Raw genomic sequence first — 20,623 nt, forward strand, 5'->3', positions numbered from 1 at the left:
ACATGATCCCGCGCTATTCCCGCCCTGAAATGGTTGCCATCTGGTCGCCGGAAACCAAATTCCGCATCTGGTTTGAGATTGAAGCTCACGCCTGTGATGCATTGGCTGAAATCGGCGTTATCCCGAAAGAATCCGCGAAAACCATCTGGGAAAAAGGCGGCGCGGCGAAATTTGACGTTGCCCGTATTGATGAGATCGAAGCTGTCACCAAACATGACGTGATCGCATTCCTCACCCATCTGGCTGAATTTGTCGGTCCTGACAGCCGCTTCATCCATCAGGGCATGACCTCGTCGGACGTTCTCGACACCTGCTTCAACGTCCAGCTGATGCGTGCCAGCGACCTGCTGCTCGCTGATCTCGACAAGCTGCTGGCAGCGCTGAAAACCCGCGCTTACGAACATAAAGACACCATCACCATTGGCCGCAGCCATGGTATCCACGCTGAACCAATTACGTTCGGCGTTAAAATGGCACTGGCCTATGCGGAATTTGAACGCTGCCGCGCCCGTCTGGTTGCTGCACGCGAAGAAATCGCAACCTGCGCTATCTCCGGTGCGGTTGGCACATTCGCCAATATCGACCCGCGCGTTGAAGAACATGTTGCCAAGTCGCTCGGCATGAAAGCCGAGCCGGTTTCCACACAGGTTATCCCGCGCGACCGTCATGCCATGTATTTCTCGGTTCTGGCGGTTATCGCTTCTTCTGTTGAGCGTCTGGCTGTTGAAATCCGTCATCTGCAGCGCACAGAAGTGCTGGAAGCCGAAGAGTATTTCTCACCGGGTCAGAAGGGTTCGTCGGCAATGCCGCATAAGCGCAACCCTGTGCTGACAGAAAACCTGACCGGTCTTGCCCGCATGGTTCGTTCCATGGCGCTGCCTGCGATGGAAAACGTGGCTCTGTGGCATGAGCGCGATATTTCGCACTCTTCCGTTGAACGTATGATCGGCCCTGATGCGACGATCACGCTCGACTTCGCCCTTGCCCGTCTGACCGGCGTAATTGAGAAGCTGCTTGTTTATCCTGAGAACATGATGAACAACCTGAATAAGTTCCGCGGTCTGGTGCATTCGCAGCGCGTGCTGCTGGCTCTCACTCAGGCCGGCGTATCGCGTGAAGATTCCTACCGCCTCGTTCAGCGCAATGCGATGAAGGTATGGGAACAGGGCAAAGACTTCCTCGAAGAACTGCTGGCCGATGCGGAAGTCCGCGCAGCACTCTCCGAAGAGCAGATCCGCGAGAAATTCGACCTCGGCTATCATACCAAACACGTTGATACGATTTTCAACCGCGTGTTTAACACGCAAGCAAAATAATACCGTGTTTCAATAATCGAGCTTATATTCAAGCAATTAAAAGCCCCGCCTGAAATTTCAGGCGGGGCTTTTTTTTGCATAGAGGCGACCAATGTCTGAATCAAAAAGCGGCAGACGCCATTTGCAGCCAAGTCGGGCGACTTTTAGATCAGACATTCAGATTTTATTGATGCGGACTTCATTCCCCCACGGATCATCAATCACGCGCGTTTTTACGTCACGCGTATCATTGATCTGCACAAAAGACAGGCCGCTGCGGTCAAGATCACGTTTACCCGCACCAGCACTCTGCCAGATATTATTGGCAATGTGGTGATGATAACCGCCGGAAGACAGAAACACCGCCTTTGAGCCGTATTTTGCTACGGTATCGAATGCCAGTTCATCATGCCACCAGTCATCCGCAGGCTGAATTTGCCCGACACGCAGATGCACATGGCCGACAACAGTGCCTTCCGGCGCTTTTGTCCACTCAGACGGCGCATTGTTCAACTCCTGCAAAAGACCGTTCACATCCATTGCATCGGTCACCATATGCACCTGATCGCCGCTCCACTTCCATGTATCCGGCGCACGATCAGTATAAATCTCAATACCATTGCCATCAGGATCGGTCAGATACACAGCTTCACTCACCGCATGGTCGGATGCACCGGCAACCGGCAGCTGCTTGTCAATAGCGCGACGTATCCAGCGTGCCAGATCAGCGCGTTCAGGCAACAAAAAAGCGGTATGAAACAAACCGGCACTGCGCGGATCTTCCGGCTTCAATGCCGAGGATTGTTCAATCTCCAGCAACTCCCGCCCGCCTGCGCCAAGAATAATCGAGGAGCCGCGGCGTGCCATTTCACGCAGACCGACAATATTTTCATAATATTGCGCCAGCGTTTCAGCATCGCGCGACTTCAGTCCGACGCGTTCAACATAGGCCGGACGTGTCACTGCAAATGGTAATCTTGTCATAATTTCATCCCCGTTTCTGCACCGCGGAATTGTCTGCCGACAGCAATAACAGGCTTAGCGGTTACTTTCAGATAACCTATAAATCGCTCGTCGCCGGACAAGTTGCAATACACAGAGCGGCAAACACGCTGTTCACAAAATAAAATACAATCACTGCATAAATCGCAAAACTGTCCACTGAGATGAAACAATTTACGGCATCATCTTTAAAATATGTCTCTGAATAATAATATGAATGGCAGTGAAAACTGCGCTCTCCGCCAGGCAGAGATACGCAGAAGCAATATTGAATAAACGCTTCAGGCAGAGTAAATCAGGCATATGAAAGTTAAAGACGCAGATATCCTCATCATTCCCGGCTACACCAATTCCGGTCCTGACCACTGGCAGACACGCTGGGAGAATAAGCTCTCCACCGCCCGCCGTGTGCAGCAGGCGGAATGGTCAAAGCCTGTTCGCGAAGACTGGGTTGCTTCCCTCATCAAGCATGTTGAGGAAGCAACCAAGCCTGTCGTGCTGGTCGCGCATTCGCTGGGTGTGCCAACAGCTGTGCATGCTATTCCGCATATCAAAGACAAGGTTGTCGGCGGCTTTTTCGTCGCGCCGCCGGATGTGCTGGATGAAACGATTCGTCCGAAACATCTGATGACTTTCGGCCCTTATCCGCGTGAGCGCCTGCCGTTTCCGGCCATCACCATTGCCAGCCGCAATGATCCGTTCTCAAAATTTGAGTCGGCAGAAGATATTGCGAATGCATGGGGCTCGCTGCTGATTGATGCCGGTGAAGCCGGTCACATTAATGCGGAATCCGGACATGGCCCATGGCCTGAAGGCACCATGGTCTTCACCCAGTTTCTGTCCAAGCTCTGAAAGAAAAAGCCGCTTAAAAGCGGCTTTTTTATTATTAATCCCATGCTTTAAGCATTGCCGATGCACCGGCGGCCAGATAGCCCCGATCCGAGGCCAGCGTTATGAAACGGAAGCCCAGAGCATTATACCGTTTGGCGAATGCGCTGTTGGGAGCATAAATTCCGGCCAGCTTGTTGCTTGCGGCTGCTTTTTGCGCAATCCGCGTCAGCGGTTCAACAATATCTTCGGAGAGCGGATTGGCTTCACGGCCGTTGCTCCATGCAATTGAGAAATCCGCTGGCCCGACAAACACACCATCAATTCCGCGCACAGCCAGAATATCATCCAGTGCCTCATAGGCTGCACGGGTCTCAATCATCGCAAAACTCAATGTTTCCTGATTGACCGTGCGCAAATATTCATTGGAACCGGCCTGCCCGTAGCTGATATCACTGCGCAGCGGCCCCCATGAGCGCTCTCCTACCGGCGGATATTTCATGGCAGCGGCAAAGGCTTGCGCATCTTCAACGGAATTGATCATCGGGGCAATCACCGCATTGGCTCCGAAATCCAGAGCGCGGCTGGCTGTATCAAAGCGACCAACTGGAATACGCACAATAGCAGGCTTACCGGCAGCTTTTATCGTGCCGATACCCTGACAGATGCTGGCCTCGGTATGCGAACCATGCTGCATATCCATCGTCACCGCATCAAAGCCCAGAGCGCTGATATTCTCCAGCAAAAGCGGATCAGAGATAGTACTCCAAGCGGAACGAACCGTTTCGCCGGAGCGCAAACGGGTGGCCAAAGAGTGTGATATTGTCATGAATGCACCTGTATGTGTCTTATATTTCAGAATGTTCCCGACGGACACCTTAGAGCGCAATGAAAAAGGCGTCTATGCGCTTCACAGTAAACATCAAATAAAAAAGCCGCACGGAGCGTTCCGTGCGGCTTTTCAGAAGTTCTATAAAGACTGATTATTCAGCGCTGATCTGCTTGGCAGCTTCCTCAAGCAAATCAAGCAATTGCACACGCAATTCAGCGTCGCTGACATTGACCGATGCGGCACTGAAATCAGCGGTAATTTTGCGAATAACATCCTCGTCACCGGCTTCTTCAAAATCTGCACGAACCACTTCACCGGCATAAGCCTGTGCGTCTTCTCCGGTTTTGCCGAGTTTTTCAGCAGCCCAGAGGCCAAGCATTTTATTGCGCCGGGCAATCGCGCGGAACCGCAGATCTTCGTCATGGGCAAATTTGTTTTCGAATGTATTGCGACGTTCGTCCATTCCGCTCATAGGTCCCTCACATATCAGTTAGTCGGTTTATTCTTGATCTTTATTATACGCCGCCCGCAACGAAATCACAGTGTAATGCGTGGCTGCTTTAGGCATATAGGGTTCGCATAATGGCACAACCAGAGGCTGCGCACAGAAAAAGCATAAAACAATCACTGAAAAACAGCATAGCGGCATAAAGGATGATTGTTAAAAGTTATCATTTGCGCTAGGGAACGCAGACATTGCGGCTGCAGTGGCCGCTTCCTGAAACATCGGGATGAGACGAGACGTCTCAAAACGGTCTCAGCAAACCCCAGAGGTTCCTAAACCCCATGAATCGACGCCGCCGTATTTACGAGGGCAAGGCCAAGATCCTTTACGAAGGACCGGAGCCAGGCACGCTCATTCAGTTTTTCAAAGATGATGCCACCGCTTTCAATGCCAAAAAGCATGAAGTGATTGATGGCAAGGGAGTGCTGAACAACCGCATTTCCGAATACATCTTTACGCAGTTGAACAAGATCGGCATTCCGACCCACTTTATCCGCCGCGTCAACATGCGCGAGCAGCTGATTAAAGAAGTCGAAATCATTCCGCTTGAAGTCGTTGTGCGCAATGTTGCCGCCGGCTCACTGGCCAAGCGTCTGGGGATTGAAGAAGGCACCGTTCTGCCGCGTTCAATCATTGAATTCTATTACAAAGCCGATGCACTCGATGACCCTATGGTCTCCGAAGAGCATATCACTGCGTTTGGCTGGGCAAGCCCTGCGGAACTCGATGATATTATGGCACTTGCCATCCGTATCAACGACTTCCTCACCGGCCTGTTCCTCGGCGTCGGCATTCAGCTGGTCGATTTCAAAATCGAATGCGGCCGTTTGTTCGAAGGTGACATGATGCGCGTGGTTCTGGCCGATGAAATTTCGCCGGACTCAGCCCGTCTCTGGGATGTTGCCACCAACGAGAAAATGGACAAAGACCGTTTCCGCCGCGATATGGGTGGTCTGGTTGAGGCCTATCAGGAAGTGGCACGCCGTCTCGGCATTATCAACGAGAATGAGCCGCCGCGCCCTACCGGCCCGACACTGGTTAAATAAGTCATTTCAGCCCGGGAAGTCTGCCGCTTTCCGGGCTGTGTCTTTCAGGCAGTATTTCCGCGTTGCGGAGACTGTACATTCCCTCTTCTAAAATACAGGATAACAAAGTGATTAAGGCACGCGTCACCGTCACACTGAAAAACGGCGTTCTCGACCCTCAGGGTAAAGCCATTGTCGGCGCTCTCGGCAGCCTCGGCTTTGATGGCGTCAATTCTGTACGTCAGGGCAAGGTTTTTGATGTTGTTCTTGAAACTGCGGACAAAGCAAAGGCTGAAGCCGAGCTGAAAGCCATGTGCGAAAAGCTTCTCGCCAATACCGTTATTGAAGATTACAGCTTCGACATCGCCTGATCTCTTTCTTTTGATGTCATCTGACATCATATTATGAAGAGTAGTTAAAGCAGTTGCAGGAAAAGCGGAAACCGCCTTTACGGGCAATCAGATTACCGGCAGTTCGCCGGCTGATAATTTTCCGCTCCGATCCGTCCGCTACTGCGTTGGATTAAAAGAAAGTAATCTGCACTATGAAATCAGCAGTTATCCTTCTTCCCGGCCTGAACCGCGACCGCGATATGATTGCCGCACTGACGAAAATCGGTGGCAAAGCTCCGCAGACCGTGTGGCAGACCGACACAGAAATTCCTGATGTTGACCTGATCGTTATTCCGGGCGGCTTTTCCTACGGCGACTATCTGCGCTGCGGTGCGATTGCAGCCCGTATGCCTGTGATGCAGGCATTGCGCAAAAAGGCAGAAGCCGGTGTGCGCGTCATCGGTGTCTGCAACGGCTTCCAGATTCTGCTCGAAGCAGGTCTTCTGCCGGGCGCGCTTATGCGTAATACTTCGCTGAAATTCGTTTGCCGTGAAGTAAAGCTCGAAATTGCCAATAATCAGACAGTCTTCACCCGCGGTTACGAACAGGGTCAGATCATCCGCAGCCCTGTTGCCCATCATGACGGCAATTATTTTGCCGAAAGCGATGTTCTGAAATCGATCGAAGACAATGGTCAGGTTGTGTTCCGTTATGCGGAAGGCACCAACCCGAATGGTTCAGTCAATGACATTGCCGGTATTACCAATGCACAAGGCAATGTGCTCGGCATGATGCCGCATCCGGAAAATCTGATCGAACAGGCGCATGGCGGTACCGACGGCCGCGCGCTGTTTGCATCGGCGCTGGATCGTCTGGCTTCCTAAATCAGGTTATGCCCGCTTTGCGCAATAACGCGGCGCGGGCATTTCCTTTTACAGCAGCATGACCTGCATAACAGCAAAACGGGAGGAAGTACTATGAAGCTCTATAACAAGCCTTTATCACCCTACTGCGCCTTTATCCGCATTATTGCTGAGGTCAAAGACCTGCCGCTGAAACTGATCGATGCGCCTGCCGGACCACCGCTGCCGGAGAGCTTCCGTGAAATCTCCCCGATGCGCCGCATTCCTGTGCTGGTCACCGGTTCTGGTGAAACATTGTTCGAAGCCTCTGTAATTGCAGAATATCTGGAAGAGCGTTTCCCTGAAAAACCGATGCTGCCCGCTGATCCAAAAGACCGCGCACAAATTCGCATCATTATGCGTCTGCTCGATCTGGATGTGCTGCCGTCGATCATCCCTGTTTTGCTGGCAGGCCCTGCCAATCCGCTTCCTGCGGATAAAGCAGCGAAAGTCTTCAACCATGTACACCATGCGCTAAAAACCGTTGAAGACCGTATTTCTTCCGGCCCATATGCATTGGGTGAGCATGTGACACTGGCGGATGCATGGCTTGCACCAACGCGCTTCCTGCTGGAAAGCCTGCGTCGTTTTCCGGGTTTTGAAACCATTCTGGACGATTGCCCGAATATTGAAGGCTATCAGACCAATGCCCAAGGTATTCCTGAAATCGCTGCCGTTTTAGGCGAAATGCAAGATGCCCGCAAAGCTCTGGCGAAAGCTAGTTAATGCCCAAAATATGCAAAGCCTGACAAACAATGGTCAGGCTTTGCAAATGCTGAAATACCATACAATCATTTCCTCTGCGGAGCTCAGTCTTTAATGAAATTGGCGCATATAATTGTAATGGCTTTGTCCGCAGTTGCTTTAAGCGGATGTCTCGCGTCTAAAAAATCCCCGTCTCCCGCATCGGGTAATGTCAGTCATACAGCTCTGGCGACCATGGAACGCGTGGCGCTTGGTGCTAAGCAATGCTGGTTTAAATCCGGCGACCCTCAGTTCCGCCAATATACGCTGGCGCCGGAACTGGTTTCTTATACCGGCCGACCGCGTATTCTCGTCGTCCCAGCAAAGAACCCGAATGACCGGCCTTTGCTGGTTGTGCAGGCAGAAGGCAATCCGGGACGGATGGAGCGTTTCGGCCCGTTAATGCAAAGCCCGCTTTCCGAACGCATCGAGCGCGATACAGCGCGCTGGGCTTCCGGACAAAAAAGCTGCTAACCGATTATGCCAGCGAAGCTGGCGGCACATAAGAATTAAGCATCGAACCTATCACATATCCGAGCTCCGGCTCATAGATCAAAGAAGACAGCGACACCGATATGGACAGCAAAAAGTCAATCCGTAATGATTACCCGATCACACCGGAACTGATTGCCTCACACGGCCTCAAGCCCGACGAATACCAGCGCATTCTTGACCTGATCGGTCGTGAGCCAAGCTTTACGGAGCTGGGTATTTTCTCGGCAATGTGGAACGAGCATTGCTCGTATAAATCCTCCAAGAAATGGCTGCGCACTCTGCCAACAACCGGCCCGCGCGTTATTCAGGGCCCGGGTGAAAATGCCGGTGTTGTTGATATTGATGACGGCGATTGCGTTGTTTTCAAAATGGAAAGCCACAACCACCCGTCTTATATCGAGCCATATCAGGGCGCTGCTACCGGCGTTGGCGGTATTTTGCGTGACGTATTCACCATGGGTGCGCGTCCGGTTGCAGCCATGAATGCTCTGCGCTTCGGTGAGCCAGACCATCCGAAGACCCGCCACCTCGTTTCCGGTGTTGTTTCCGGCGTTGGCGGTTACGGCAATGCTTTCGGCGTACCGACAGTTGGCGGTGAAGTTGAATTTGATGCCCGTTACAACGGCAACATTCTCGTCAATGCTTTTGCAGCGGGTCTCGCAAAATCCGATGCGATTTTCTATTCCAAGGCTGAAGGCGTTGGCCTGCCGGTTGTTTATCTCGGTGCGAAAACCGGTCGTGACGGCGTTGGCGGTGCGACAATGGCATCGGCTGAATTTGATGAATCGATTGATGAAAAGCGCCCGACTGTTCAGGTTGGCGATCCGTTCACTGAAAAATGCCTGCTTGAAGCCTGTCTTGAACTGATGGCTTCCGGTGCGGTTATCGCCATTCAGGATATGGGCGCTGCCGGTCTCACCTGCTCCGCCGTTGAAATGGGCGCCAAAGGCGATCTCGGCATTGAGCTGAACCTCGACACCGTACCGGTGCGCGAAGAGCAGATGTCTGCCTATGAAATGATGCTCTCGGAAAGTCAGGAACGCATGCTGATGGTGCTGCGTCCTGAACAGGAAGCAGAAGCACAGGCGATCTTCAAAAAATGGGGTCTGGATTTTGCTATCGTTGGTAAAACCACGGATGACCTGCGTTTCCGCGTCTTCCATCAGGGTGAACAGGTTGCCGATCTGCCGATCAAGGAACTCGGTGATGAGGCTCCGGAATATGATCGTCCGTGGACACCGGCTGTTGCACCAAAACCGCTGGCTGCCGATGATGTACCGGCTGCCGATATTGCTGACAGCCTGATCAAGCTGCTCAATTCCGCCAATGGTTCATCCCGCCGCTGGGTCTATGAACAATATGACACGCTGATTCAGGGCAATTCCCTGCAATTGCCGGGTGGCGATGCCGGTGTGATCCGTGTTGACGGTCATGAAACCAAAGCGCTGGCTTTCTCTTCCGACGTAACACCGCGTTATGTGGAAGCAGATCCGTTTGAAGGCGGTAAGCAGGCTGTAGCCGAGTGCTGGCGCAACCTGACAGCAACCGGTGCTACACCGCTTGCTTCGACCGACAACCTCAATTTCGGTAATCCTGAGCGTCCAGAAATCATGAGCCAGCTGGTTCATGCGATCAAGGGTATCGGCGAAGCCTGCCGCGTGCTGGAATTCCCGATCGTTTCCGGTAACGTATCGCTTTACAACGAAACCAATGGTCAGGGCATTCTGCCGACACCGACCATCGGCGGCGTTGGCCTGATCAAAGACTGGTCGAAAATGGCACGCATCCGCTTTGCGGGCGAAGGCGAAGCCATTCTGCTCGCAGGCGCACCGGAAGGCTGGGGTACACATATTGCCCAGTCCGCCTATATGCGTGACGTTCATAACCGCATCGACGGCCCTGCTCCGCATGTTGATCTGGCGCATGAAAAAGCGACCGGCGATTTCGTTCGCGGCCTGATCGAAGATGGTCTGGTGACAGCTGTTCACGACTGCTCATCGGGCGGTCTGGCTCAGGCTGTGGCTGAAATGGCTATCAAAGGCGAAATCGGCGCAACCATTAATGAACCGGCAGCCCATAATCCGGTTCTCACCTTCTTCGGTGAAGATCAGGGACGTTATGTGCTGACCGTGACCGAAGCCAATCTGGCACAGGTACAGAGCCGCGCAGAAAAAGCCGGTATTGCAGCACCATTCATCGGTCGCACCGGTGGTAAGTCTGTTATCCTCGGTTCCGCAAAGCCCGTATCTGTTGAACAGTTGCATCAGGCCTATGAATCATGGTTCCCTGACTATATGAACGGCGAAATCTGATACTAAAGCATGGCGCAGCTAAATGGTTTCATTTAGCGTTCGCGAACATGCGACAATGAAAAGAATCTAGAGCGATCGCTATCAGTTCCATTAAACGCGACACGCTCTAGATTTTAATACCCGTTAATAACGGAGCCTGCGTCTTGAAACACCGAGACGCAGGCTCCAATTTAAGAAGAGTATCCCCAAAAGCTTAAGACAGGTTTTGGACAAGATGCTAAAACAAAAAAACAGAGCTGGTGCGACAGAACAGATCGGTCGCGGCACACTCTGATCAGAAAAAATGCTCTCGGAGGATTTTAATATGGCTATGGCACCTGGTGATATTGAAGACATGATCAAGGCAGGCATTCCCGGCGCTGTTGTCAGCATCCGCGACCTTGCCGGAGACGGTGATCATTACGCTGCCGAAGTCGTAGCGGAAGCCTTTCGCGGTAAAACCCGCGTTCAGCAGCATCAGATGGTTTATGACGCACTTGGCGGCAATATGGGCGGCGTGTTGCACGCATTGGCATTGCAGACCCGCGCACCGGAATAACAATTCACTGAGCCTGAGTGCAGTGCAGTCAGGCTCACAAAATACCCTGCGGCAACAGGCGTTCTGGAAAATGGTTCCCGCATCGCTTAAAAAGCAGCAACTATTTAAAGCATTTCCAGCAAAAGTGGGAACCGGTTTTGCGTCAGGAAATGCGTTAAAACAAAGAAATAGAGCATTTACTCTGATACAATCAAAACCGGAAATGCTCTAAAGCCTAACTCTGGCGGAATTTGTCCCGCCGGCAATGAAAGGACACTCCCATGAGCGGCATCACTGCGCTTATCGATAATGAAGTCAAAAACAACGATGTCGTGCTTTTCATGAAAGGCACACCGGATTTCCCGCAATGCGGTTTCTCTGGTCAGGTTGTTCAGGTGCTGGATTATATCGGCGTTGACTACAAAGGCATCAATGTTCTGGCTTCTGACGAAATCCGTCAGGGCATCAAGGAATATTCCAACTGGCCGACTATTCCTCAGCTTTATGTAAAAGGTGAGTTCATTGGCGGTTGCGATATCGTGCGTGAAATGTTCCAGGCCGGTGAATTGCAGGCTCTGCTGACTGAAAAAGGCATTGCCACCAAGGCAGCCTGATCCGCAGCAAAGACTTCACGAATATGTGATTATCAAAAAACGGCAGATCTTCTGCCGTTTTTTTTCATTTAAACTATTAAATAGAATTTATCATTCCGGCCAGATTGCGCTCTGCGCAAATCCCTATATGTTGGAATATACCGGCCTGTAAAACTGCTTCGCCAGAAATTTGAGCGCAGTATCTCACGAATGCGGCGAAAAGTTTTTCCGGTATCAATATTTTCAAACAGTATTTATCTGCGGCACCGCCTGCATAAGGCTGCATCGAATTGCTGCGGTAAATGCCCTTCCTGAAGTTTCAGGTCACAAGATTGCGGACGCCCCTGTAACCGTTTTGAGGCTGCACGGCTTTCGCCCTTTATAGCTCGGCAGATACCGGACTGTTTCTGCCTGCGCGCTATTCAAAACACCTCTGTTCCGTAAACAATCCGAGTTTCAGCGGTTTGCGGAACATCGCTTCAGTATCCGGCCACAGACACAACAATAGCAAATTGTGTCATCATCAGTCTGCCGGTTGCTGATCCGCAATAGATTTTTCCGACCGTATTTCCGGCCGGACAAGGCATGTAAAAGATGAAAAGTGAACTTCCTGCAGATGCGGTATCTGCATCCGGCAATCAAGCCTCCGACGGATTTAAATTATCCAGACCGGAATTTATTGCCCTTATCGCGGCACTGATGGCAATCAATGCGCTGGCTATTGATGTCATGCTGCCCGCTTTGGCCGAAATCGGCAATTCTCTCGGTGTTCTGACACCGAACCATCACCAATATGTCGTTACAGTTTACCTGTTCGGCTTTGCAGTCTCACAGCTGCTTTATGGCCCGATTAGTGATCGTTTTGGCCGTAAGAAGCCACTGCTGATCGGTATCGGCATTTATGTCGTCACCTCGCTGGCCTGCGTCTGGGTGCCGGAATTCAATATGCTGCTGGTTTTGCGCTTCCTGCAGGGGATCGGTGCTGCTGCTACCCGCGTCATGACTGTTTCGATTGTGCGTGACCGCTATTCCGGCCGCGCTATGGCTGAAATTATGTCGCTGGCGATGATGGTCTTCATGATTGTTCCGGTGATTGCACCGGCAACCGGCGAGGTCATTCTGATCTTCTCCGAATGGCATATGATCTTCGGCTTTATGGCTTTGTTTGCCTGTGTGATCGGCTTCTGGGCCTATTCCCGTATGCCGGAAACTCTGGCACCGGAAAACCGCCGTCCTTTCACAGCCAAATCCATTATCAGCGGCTTCGGCATTGTTATCGGTAACCGCGTGGCATTCTGCTACACGCTGGCCGCATCCTTCATGCTCGGCTCGCTGTTCGGCTTCATCAATTCTGCACAGCAGATTTATGTCGGCATTTATGATCTGGGACGCGGCTTTCCGGTGGCATTTGCTGCCGTTGCCGCCTTCATGGCACTGTCCGCCTTCCTGAATTCACGGATGGTCGGACGTTTCGGCATGCGCCGTATTTCGCAGGTATTGCTGATTACATTTATCAGCCTCAGCCTGCTACTGTTCCTGCTGTCAGTGTTTTTTGAAGGCCCTGTGCCATTCCCGATTTATATTGTGATTTTTGCACTGATTATGTTCTGCTTCGGCTCTATCGGCGGTAACTTCAACGCCTTGGCGATGGAACCGCTCGGACAGGTTGCAGGCACGGCTTCTTCCGTGCTCGGCTTTGTACAGTCACTGACCGGTGCAGCCATCGGTATGCTGATCGGCCAGTCCTTCAACGGCACAACCGTACCAATGGCACTTGGCTATTTCATTGTCGGTGCTATCGCGATGGTGTTTGTGCTGATTGCGGAACAGGGCAAATTGTTCCGCGCGGTATCGCCTTCACCGCAGCATGTGATTGAGAAATAAAAGAAAAAGGCCGCTTAATGCGGCCTTTTTCTTTATTAAACAGATAATTACTTCTGCCACAGCGCCTGTTTGATCGCCTGCCAGCTATCTGTATCCGGCGCGATAATCAAACCGCCATCAACATGACCCGGTCTATAAGCACTGCCGTCAAGCCGCGCAGTATAACCACCGGCTTCCTGATGGATCAGATTACCGGGCAGATGATCCCAAGGCATCAGCTTGTTATAGACCGCAAAATGCGCAGAACCGGTAGCAATCACGCGATATTCATGCGCTGCACAGCGATAGCCGAGATGCGAGAGAAACTTCGCCTGATTACCGGCAACCAGCGTACGATCCGGCTCCGGCAGATATTGCCATGACACACAGCCAGTCATTTCCTTGAGCGCCGGAGCGTCAGCAACACGCACTTTATGTTCACTGCCATCGGCACGTCGGATATAGCTACCCGCCCCTTTAACACCGATCAGCCAGTCACGCCCCATCGGATCATAGATGATACCGGCAACGGTCTCGCCCTTGATATTAACCGAGAGCATGACGCCGAACAGCGGCACGCCGGATGCGAAATTGAATGTGCCATCCACCGGATCAATAGTGAAAGCCAGATCCGCAGAATTCAGACCATCCAACAGCGCCGGATTGTCACTGCAGGCTTCTTCACCAACAATCATCGCACCGGCAAAGCGCTCACGCAGAGCAGCAGTGATCACCTTTTCCGAATTAACATCAGCCTCAGTCACCAAATCAGCAGCCGAGGTTTTCTGGCGGATATCGCCACTGTCCAGCCGGCGAAAGCGCGGCAGAATTTCAGTGTCAGCGGTCGAGCTGAGCAAATCAGCCAGCCAGTTAATCTCGTGATGATCAAACATAGTCTGCTTCCGTTATTCTTCTGAGGAGGAGGATAGTTCCGGCGCTACCAGCGACGCAAAATCAAAAATCTTACGATCCAGCAAATGGCTCGGACGCACATTGGCCAGCGCGCGGATCATCGTATCTTTACGACCCGGCATACGCTTTTCAATATCGGTCAGCATCGCCTTCATCATATTGCGCTGCAAACCGTCCTGACTGCCGCACAGATCACAAGGAATGATCGGGAATTCCATCGCTGTGGCAAATTTTGCCAGATCATCTTCCGCCGCATAGGCCAGCGGGCGCAACACCAGCAAATCGCCTTCATCATTCAGCAATTTCGGCGGCATTGAAGCCAGACGGCCACCGTGGAACAGGTTCATGAAGAAGGTTTCGAGAATATCTTCACGGTGATGACCAAGCACCAGCGCCGAGCAACCCTCTTCACGCGCAACGCGGTAGAGATTACCGCGACGCAGACGGGAGCAAAGTGCGCAATAGGTCTGGGTTTCCGGCACCTTATCCGTCACGATCGAATAGGTGTCCTGATATTCAATGCGATGGGTAATCTGATTTTTGGTCAGATAATCCGGCAGAATATGTTTCGGAAAATTCGGCTGTCCCTGATCGAGATTGCAGGCAATCAGATCAACCGGCAGCAGACCGCGCCATTTCAGATCAAGCAGCAGCGCCAAAAGACCGTAGGAATCCTTACCGCCGGACAGTGCCACCAGCCAGCGGTCGCCCGGACGCACCATGGCGAAATCATCCATCGCCTGACGGGTCTGACGCAGCAGGCGCTTGCGCAGCTTGTTGAACCCGACCGAGGACGGCACATTACGGAACAGCGGGTGACAACCGTCGCCGCTCATATCCTCATCACTCATGGATGCATAATCATCCAGTTCCTGACTGATATCGGAAACCGGCGCAGGTTTCGCTGCCTGATCCTGCTCATCTGAAACTGCGCCGCCATTCAGGGCTGTGTCGTGAATATTCATAATATCTCTGCTGCAAAAAACTGCTGTTAGAGCCTCGAATAAAGCGAACTGCCCCTGTTCGCAACAAAGAAGCGGCTTTTCAGCCGCCTCCCGGTCACAAATTTCATTCAGAGTGTCTGTTATACTTCTTCATAACTTCAACAAGCCGGTCATGCGGAAGCGCGTAAGAGATATTATCGTCGCGCCCTTTCATTGTTTCTGCGGCAATCATCGCATTAATAATCGCCTCTTCGGTTGCCAAAGCAGCAGCCTGAATGAGCGGATCCATTTTATTATTGGAAACCATCTCCATTTGTGTGGTTTCTTCGCGGCTGAAAGCATCAGGATTGGCCGTTGAAAAAGCGATAAAAATATCACCGCTGCCATTGGCTCCAAAACCACCGACACGACCAATGCCAACAGGCACACGACGTGCCAACCGTTTCAGCTGATGCGGCAGCAGCGGCGCATCCGTTGCCACGACAACGATAATCGAGCCGCTCTCCTCACGCGTCCATGAGGTATCCTGCATCAGCTCGGTAATTTCCTCACCAACCGGCACACCGGCAATCATCAGATCCTGCCGTCTGCCGAAATTACCCTGCACCAAGACGCCGACAGTATAACCGCCCTCTTCATCGCTCAGTTTACGGGAGGATGTGCCAGTGCCGCCTTTAAAATGAAACAGGTTCATACCGGTGCCGCCGCCGACATTACCTTCTGCAATTCTACCGCCAGCAGCATTATCCAGCGCGGCATAGACATGTTCTTTCTTCACATGCATGCCGTTGATATCGTTCAGGATACCGTCCCATGTTTCAGCTACCACCGGCAGCAGCCAGTAAAGGTCTTTGAAATGCGGCCCCGTCAAATCATTATCAATCAGCCATGACACTACAGAATCCCGCACCACGCCAACGCTATGCGTATTGGTGATCGCTATCGGCCCCTCAAGAAAACCGCTCTCCTCCACCCATGTTGTGCCGGTCATCTCGCCATTACCGTTGAGAGAATACCAGCCGGAGAAAACCGGATTGAATGTCTTCCCCCGTGGCAGAATGGCTGTAACGCCGGTGCGTGCAGGGCCTTTACCGGTCTCTAACTTGCCCTCACCCTCGATAATTGTCGAAAAACCGACCGTCACGCCTTCAACATCAGTAATGGCATTATTCGGGCCGGTTGTGCCTGTAAACGGAATACCGAGATCACGTGCGCGCGGTTTATGCGATATGCTTGTCATTAAAATTATTTCCATATTCTGCAATCAAAACAATTCCGCCAGAAGCAGGAGCCGCCGCTGTCGCAAACTGTCTTCAGGCAAAAACACAGCGTCTTTGCCCTGATTTTTGAGAACCCTCCGTGGCGGTATGTCGTCATGCTCCCCGATACCACCACCGGCATATAAGCACCGCAAATTTATCCGCGCAATTGCTTTCATCCGCCGTTATCAGCAGGCTTATCGCATCACTACTAAGCTGGGAGAGAAGATGAGAAAGGATAGAGGCACATCTGCCTCGGCAATAAGTTTATGCAAGATACAAAAATGCCCTGCCGCTCACTTATTTTGGCGCGCAGGGCTTTTGATTGGGGTTCATCCCATTTTGTCGGTAGTCATTCGCCGACAAGCTTTCAGAAAGCTGCCCTAAAGGCAGGTTATCTGCAGAAATGATAAATTGTTGCTCTTTCAATAAAACCACACTTCAACTTTCATTTGTGACAGTCTGGCTCTGAACCGCAGATATAGCATTCAGCTATAATTTTCAGAACCTTACCACTTTCAGCAAATCCTATATTCTGCGATTTGCTGCCGAAGCACACAGACCGGTGAATATAGTCATTGATCTTTCTATACATACTATCTTCACAGATAGTCCTTACAGAAATCCGGTAGTTTCAGAAAAAACATTATTTTTCGACGATACAATATCGTCATGCATGGTCAGGTGGACTCATCCTTATATTCCTCCTGTTTCGCGCGGAACAGTATAAGTTCCTGTCTGGGCTTTCGCCCGTCTTCAGCTGTTCGGGACTTTACATCCCTTTCCTCCGCTGATGCTGAAGACAATTTCAGTGTGCTCTCAGGACAGCGCATCGTCAACTGATAGGTTTTCACATTATATTACATCGTCATTTGATGAACTTAGAGCATTTCACAGTCAAGTTGGATCAACTTGACGCCCGTGATAATGCGACCAAATAAAGAATCTAGAGCGAGTACTATGATCCAATCTGGACGTAAACCGCTCTAGACAAGAAATTCTGCTTTGCTGCGATTACAACCAAAATCTGACTGGACTTAAGTTCATATTTTGTTCTATAACCTTTTGCAAAATTGCGGGAGAGCAGCTGGACTGTCATTGGTGCAGCGCGGTTCCGCAAAACAGAGTACAAATCCGGTCAATATTGAGTTTGAGCAGAGCACACCTATATAAATGTCTGAGTTTCGGCTGAGGCATTGTAAATCCTGCCATTCTCCTGTTTCCGGCCAAATTGTTACGCACCAACCGCAGGCACAATGCTGATGAGCGATCAAAAATTTATTTCCATTCGCGGCGCCCGCGAACATAATCTGAAAAATATTGATATTGATCTGCCGCGCGACAAGCTGATTGTCATGACCGGTCTGTCCGGTTCCGGTAAATCATCGCTCGCTTTCGACACGATTTATGCTGAAGGTCAGCGCCGTTATGTCGAAAGTCTTTCAGCCTATGCACGCCAGTTTCTGGAAATGATGCAAAAGCCGGATGTTGACCAGATTGACGGTCTGTCACCGGCTATTTCCATTGAGCAGAAAACCACCAGCCGCAACCCGCGCTCAACGGTCGGTACTGTTACCGAGATTTACGACTATCTGCGCCTGCTCTATGCACGCGTTGGCGTACCTTACTCCCCTGCCACCGGCCTGCCGATTGAAAGCCAGACAGTCAGCCAGATGGTTGACCGTGTGATGGCTTTTGAAGAAGGCACCCGCCTCTATATCATGGCGCCGATTGTACGCGGCCGTAAGGGTGAATACCGCAAAGAACTCGCTGAACTGCAGAAAAAAGGCTTTCAGCGTGTCAAAATTGACGGTGTTTTCTATGAAATAGCTGACGCACCGGCACTGGATAAGAAATACAAGCACGATATTGATGTGGTGGTTGACCGCGTTGTGGTGCGTCCTGATCTGGCTTCGCGTCTGGCCGACAGTCTGGAAACCTGTCTGCAACTCGCCGAAGGTCTGGCGATTGCAGAATTTGCGGATAGGCCGCTGCCACCGGAAGCAACCGCAGCAGACAGCGCCAATAAATCCAAGAATGACACCCATGAGCGCGTGCTGTTCTCGGAGAAGTTTGCTTGCCCTGTTTCTGGCTTTACCATTGCCGAGATTGAGCCGCGCCTGTTCTCCTTCAACAATCCGTTTGGTGCGTGCCCGACCTGTGACGGTCTTGGCTCTCAGCAGGCCATTGACCCGAACCTGATTGTGCCGGATGAAACCCTGCGTATGAAAGACGGTGCAATCGCACCTTGGGCAAAATCCTCATCGCCATATTACAATCAGACATTGGAAGCACTGGGCAAAGCCTATGGTTTCAAGCTGACCGATAAATGGCAGGATTTGAGTGAAGATGCCCAAAAGGCTGTGCTTCATGGTACAAAAGGCAAAGAAATTACCTTTGTTTATAAGGATGGCTCACGCTCTTACGAAACAACCAAGACATTTGAAGGTGTTATTCCTAATCTGCAGCGGCGCTGGAAAGAAACCGATTCCAACTGGTCGCGCGAAGAGATTGAGCGCTATATGTCGGCCACACCTTGTCCTTCCTGTGCAGGCTATCGCCTGAAACCGGAAGCACTGGCGGTTAAAGTCGGCATGATGCATATCGGTCAGTTAACGGAAATGTCGATCCGTAATGCAGATCAGTGGTTCAGCACGATTGACCAGCAGTTCAATGATAAACAGAACGAAATTGCTGCCCGTATTCTGAAAGAAATCCGTGAGCGCCTGCGCTTCCTCAATGATGTGGGGCTGGATTATCTGTCACTGTCGCGTAATTCCGGCACGCTTTCCGGCGGTGAAAGCCAGCGTATCCGTCTGGCTTCGCAGATCGGCTCAGGCCTGACCGGCGTTCTCTATGTGCTGGATGAACCATCCATTGGTCTGCATCAGCGCGACAATGCCCGTTTGCTCGACACACTGCGTCATCTGCGTGATCTCGGCAATACCGTAATTGTGGTTGAGCATGATGAGGATGCCATCCTCACTGCGGACTATGTGGTCGATATTGGTCCGGCAGCCGGTGTTCATGGCGGTCAGATTATTGCTAAGGGCACACCGTCCGAAGTGATAAACAATCCAAATTCTATCACCGGCAAATATCTGTCCGGTGCAATGCAGGTTATGGTTCCGGCGGAGCGCCGCAAGATTACAAAGTCCAAGCGTATTAAAGTTGTCGGCGCCCGCGCCAATAATCTGAAGAACGTAACCGGTGAAATTCCGCTCGGTACATTTACCGCAGTAACCGGCGTATCCGGTGGCGGTAAGTCCACCTTCCTGATCGAAACCCTGTATAAAGCGGCCTCACGTAAAATCATGGGCTCCCGCGAACATCCGGCAGAACACGACCGGATTGAAGGTTTGGAACTGCTGGATAAAGTGATTGATATTGATCAGTCCCCGATTGGCCGTACGCCGCGCTCCAATCCGGCCACTTATACCGGTGCATTCACACCAATCCGCGACTGGTTCGCCGGTCTTCCGGAAGCAAAGGCACGTGGCTATCAGCCTGGTCGCTTCTCATTCAACGTCAAAGGCGGGCGCTGCGAGGCTTGTCAGGGTGACGGTGTTATCAAGATTGAAATGCACTTCCTGCCTGATGTTTACGTGACTTGTGATGTCTGTAACGGCAAACGCTACAACCGCGAAACACTGGAAGTTCTGTTTAAAGGCAAGAGCATCGCTGATGTTCTTGATATGACGGTTGAAGAAGGTGTGGAATTCTTTGCTGCGGTGCCAAGTATCCGCGACAAGATGGAAACGCTGAACCGCGTCGGTCTTGGCTATATCAAGATCGGCCAGCAGGCGACCACGCTCTCCGGCGGTGAAGCCCAACGCGTTAAACTCGCTAAGGAACTATCACGCCGCGCAACCGGCAAGACGCTGTATATTCTTGATGAGCCCACTACCGGCCTGCATTTCCATGACGTTGCCAAACTGCTGGAAGTGCTGCACGAACTGGTCGATCAGGGCAACACCGTTGCTGTTATCGAGCATAATCTCGAAGTCATCAAAACGGCGGACTGGGTGCTGGATCTCGGCCCTGAAGGCGGTGACGGCGGTGGTGAGATTGTGGCCGTCGGTCGTCCGGAAGATATCGTCGCCGAACCGCGTTCTTATACCGGCCACTTCCTTAAAGAACTGCTGGAACGTCGCCCTGACGGCAAAACACTCGCAGCTGAATAAATAAAAACGCCGCCTGATAAAATAGGCGGCGTTTTTATTAAATGATACGGGAACGAAAATCAGCGCTGTGAACTGATTT

The 20,623-nt window shown here is 51.6% G+C and carries 17 protein-coding genes and 1 pseudogene; 12 read left to right on the plus strand and 6 right to left on the minus strand.

Features of this window, described 5'->3' with window-relative positions:
- Positions 1-2 precede the first annotated feature (2 nt).
- A complete protein-coding gene (purB, locus tag LDL70_RS08905; protein ID WP_075654851.1) occupies positions 3-1,316 on the plus strand; it encodes an adenylosuccinate lyase in 1,314 nt (437 codons plus the stop codon).
- Positions 1,317-1,472: 156 nt separating this feature from the next.
- On the opposite strand, the pseudogene LDL70_RS08910 reads toward purB, so the two are convergent.
- Positions 1,473-2,270: pseudogene (locus tag LDL70_RS08910) on the minus strand (VOC family protein); the annotation flags it as partial.
- 330 nt (positions 2,271-2,600) lie between these two features.
- On the opposite strand from LDL70_RS08910, the gene LDL70_RS08915 reads away from it, so the two are divergent.
- Positions 2,601-3,149, plus strand: coding sequence for an alpha/beta hydrolase (locus LDL70_RS08915; protein WP_075654850.1), 549 nt, complete (start codon positions 2,601-2,603; stop codon positions 3,147-3,149).
- Between the two features lie 34 nt (positions 3,150-3,183).
- On the opposite strand, the gene LDL70_RS08920 is transcribed toward LDL70_RS08915, so the two are convergent.
- Complete coding sequence (locus LDL70_RS08920; RefSeq protein ID WP_225688473.1) at positions 3,184-3,948, minus strand: HpcH/HpaI aldolase/citrate lyase family protein; 765 nt, start codon at positions 3,946-3,948, stop codon at positions 3,184-3,186.
- 160 nt (positions 3,949-4,108) lie between these two features.
- Positions 4,109-4,429: a DUF1476 domain-containing protein gene (locus LDL70_RS08925; RefSeq protein ID WP_075654849.1), complete on the minus strand. Its 321-nt coding sequence runs from the start codon at positions 4,427-4,429 to the stop codon at positions 4,109-4,111.
- A gap of 314 nt (positions 4,430-4,743) precedes the next feature.
- On the opposite strand from LDL70_RS08925, the gene purC reads away from it, so the two are divergent.
- From purC to LDL70_RS08970, 9 genes are all read left to right on the plus strand, one after another.
- On the plus strand, positions 4,744-5,508 hold the full coding sequence (gene purC, locus LDL70_RS08930) for a phosphoribosylaminoimidazolesuccinocarboxamide synthase (protein ID WP_022711521.1): 765 nt from the start codon (positions 4,744-4,746) through the stop codon (positions 5,506-5,508).
- Positions 5,509-5,615: 107 nt separating this feature from the next.
- Positions 5,616-5,858: a phosphoribosylformylglycinamidine synthase subunit PurS gene (purS, locus tag LDL70_RS08935; RefSeq protein ID WP_022711522.1), complete on the plus strand. Its 243-nt coding sequence runs from the start codon at positions 5,616-5,618 to the stop codon at positions 5,856-5,858.
- Between the two features lie 173 nt (positions 5,859-6,031).
- Positions 6,032-6,703: a phosphoribosylformylglycinamidine synthase subunit PurQ gene (gene purQ / locus LDL70_RS08940; RefSeq protein WP_022711523.1), complete on the plus strand. Its 672-nt coding sequence runs from the start codon at positions 6,032-6,034 to the stop codon at positions 6,701-6,703.
- A 93-nt stretch (positions 6,704-6,796) separates the two neighbouring features.
- Positions 6,797-7,447 carry a glutathione S-transferase family protein gene (locus LDL70_RS08945; protein ID WP_022711524.1) on the plus strand — a complete coding sequence of 217 codons (651 nt, stop codon included), beginning with the start codon at positions 6,797-6,799 and terminating at the stop codon, positions 7,445-7,447.
- Between the two features lie 93 nt (positions 7,448-7,540).
- On the plus strand, positions 7,541-7,939 hold the full coding sequence (locus LDL70_RS08950; RefSeq protein WP_116087579.1) for a hypothetical protein: 399 nt from the start codon (positions 7,541-7,543) through the stop codon (positions 7,937-7,939).
- Positions 7,940-8,040: 101 nt separating this feature from the next.
- Positions 8,041-10,272: a phosphoribosylformylglycinamidine synthase subunit PurL gene (purL, locus tag LDL70_RS08955; protein ID WP_151159020.1), complete on the plus strand. Its 2,232-nt coding sequence runs from the start codon at positions 8,041-8,043 to the stop codon at positions 10,270-10,272.
- 304 nt (positions 10,273-10,576) lie between these two features.
- Positions 10,577-10,810: a BolA/IbaG family iron-sulfur metabolism protein gene (locus LDL70_RS08960; protein ID WP_022711527.1), complete on the plus strand. Its 234-nt coding sequence runs from the start codon at positions 10,577-10,579 to the stop codon at positions 10,808-10,810.
- A gap of 260 nt (positions 10,811-11,070) precedes the next feature.
- Positions 11,071-11,403, plus strand: coding sequence for a Grx4 family monothiol glutaredoxin (gene grxD / locus LDL70_RS08965; protein WP_022711528.1), 333 nt, complete (start codon positions 11,071-11,073; stop codon positions 11,401-11,403).
- 678 nt (positions 11,404-12,081) lie between these two features.
- Positions 12,082-13,266: a multidrug effflux MFS transporter gene (locus LDL70_RS08970; RefSeq protein ID WP_238481724.1), complete on the plus strand. Its 1,185-nt coding sequence runs from the start codon at positions 12,082-12,084 to the stop codon at positions 13,264-13,266.
- Positions 13,267-13,313: 47 nt separating this feature from the next.
- Here LDL70_RS08970 and LDL70_RS08975 read toward each other — a convergent pair whose 3' ends face one another.
- From LDL70_RS08975 to LDL70_RS08985, 3 genes are all read right to left on the minus strand, one after another.
- Positions 13,314-14,138 (minus strand): inositol monophosphatase family protein, encoded by an 825-nt coding sequence (locus LDL70_RS08975; protein WP_225684888.1) that lies wholly within the window; start codon positions 14,136-14,138, stop codon positions 13,314-13,316.
- Positions 14,139-14,150: 12 nt separating this feature from the next.
- Entirely contained in the window at positions 14,151-15,008 is an 858-nt protein-coding gene (gene ttcA, locus LDL70_RS08980; RefSeq protein WP_033316122.1) for a tRNA 2-thiocytidine(32) synthetase TtcA, read from the minus strand.
- Between the two features lie 217 nt (positions 15,009-15,225).
- Positions 15,226-16,341: a P1 family peptidase gene (locus LDL70_RS08985; RefSeq protein WP_225684889.1), complete on the minus strand. Its 1,116-nt coding sequence runs from the start codon at positions 16,339-16,341 to the stop codon at positions 15,226-15,228.
- A gap of 1,281 nt (positions 16,342-17,622) precedes the next feature.
- Here LDL70_RS08985 and uvrA point away from each other — a divergent pair.
- Positions 17,623-20,544 (plus strand): excinuclease ABC subunit UvrA, encoded by a 2,922-nt coding sequence (uvrA, locus tag LDL70_RS08990; RefSeq protein ID WP_225684890.1) that lies wholly within the window; start codon positions 17,623-17,625, stop codon positions 20,542-20,544.
- Positions 20,545-20,623: the final 79 nt, after the last annotated feature.

Origin of the sequence: Pseudochrobactrum sp. XF203 (assembly GCF_020341615.1) — a bacterium.
GTDB lineage: Bacteria > Pseudomonadota > Alphaproteobacteria > Rhizobiales > Rhizobiaceae > Pseudochrobactrum > Pseudochrobactrum saccharolyticum.

Bases quoted from the DNA above. Each gene is read 5' to 3' on its own strand.
- purB (WP_075654851.1), top strand. From the start codon at position 3: ATGATCCCGCGCTATTCCCGCCCTGAAATGGTTGCCATCTGGTCGCCG.
- LDL70_RS08915 (WP_075654850.1), top strand. From the start codon at position 2,601: ATGAAAGTTAAAGACGCAGATATCCTCATCATTCCCGGCTACACCAAT.
- LDL70_RS08925 (WP_075654849.1), bottom strand. From the start codon at position 4,429: ATGAGCGGAATGGACGAACGTCGCAATACATTCGAAAACAAATTTGCC.
- purC (WP_022711521.1), top strand. From the start codon at position 4,744: ATGAATCGACGCCGCCGTATTTACGAGGGCAAGGCCAAGATCCTTTAC.
- purQ (WP_022711523.1), top strand. From the start codon at position 6,032: ATGAAATCAGCAGTTATCCTTCTTCCCGGCCTGAACCGCGACCGCGAT.
- LDL70_RS08945 (WP_022711524.1), top strand. From the start codon at position 6,797: ATGAAGCTCTATAACAAGCCTTTATCACCCTACTGCGCCTTTATCCGC.
- LDL70_RS08950 (WP_116087579.1), top strand. From the start codon at position 7,541: ATGAAATTGGCGCATATAATTGTAATGGCTTTGTCCGCAGTTGCTTTA.
- purL (WP_151159020.1), top strand. From the start codon at position 8,041: ATGGACAGCAAAAAGTCAATCCGTAATGATTACCCGATCACACCGGAA.
- LDL70_RS08960 (WP_022711527.1), top strand. From the start codon at position 10,577: ATGGCTATGGCACCTGGTGATATTGAAGACATGATCAAGGCAGGCATT.
- grxD (WP_022711528.1), top strand. From the start codon at position 11,071: ATGAGCGGCATCACTGCGCTTATCGATAATGAAGTCAAAAACAACGAT.
- LDL70_RS08970 (WP_238481724.1), top strand. From the start codon at position 12,082: ATGGCAATCAATGCGCTGGCTATTGATGTCATGCTGCCCGCTTTGGCC.
- LDL70_RS08975 (WP_225684888.1), bottom strand. From the start codon at position 14,138: ATGTTTGATCATCACGAGATTAACTGGCTGGCTGATTTGCTCAGCTCG.
- ttcA (WP_033316122.1), bottom strand. From the start codon at position 15,008: ATGAGTGATGAGGATATGAGCGGCGACGGTTGTCACCCGCTGTTCCGT.
- LDL70_RS08985 (WP_225684889.1), bottom strand. From the start codon at position 16,341: ATGACAAGCATATCGCATAAACCGCGCGCACGTGATCTCGGTATTCCG.
- uvrA (WP_225684890.1), top strand. From the start codon at position 17,623: ATGAGCGATCAAAAATTTATTTCCATTCGCGGCGCCCGCGAACATAAT.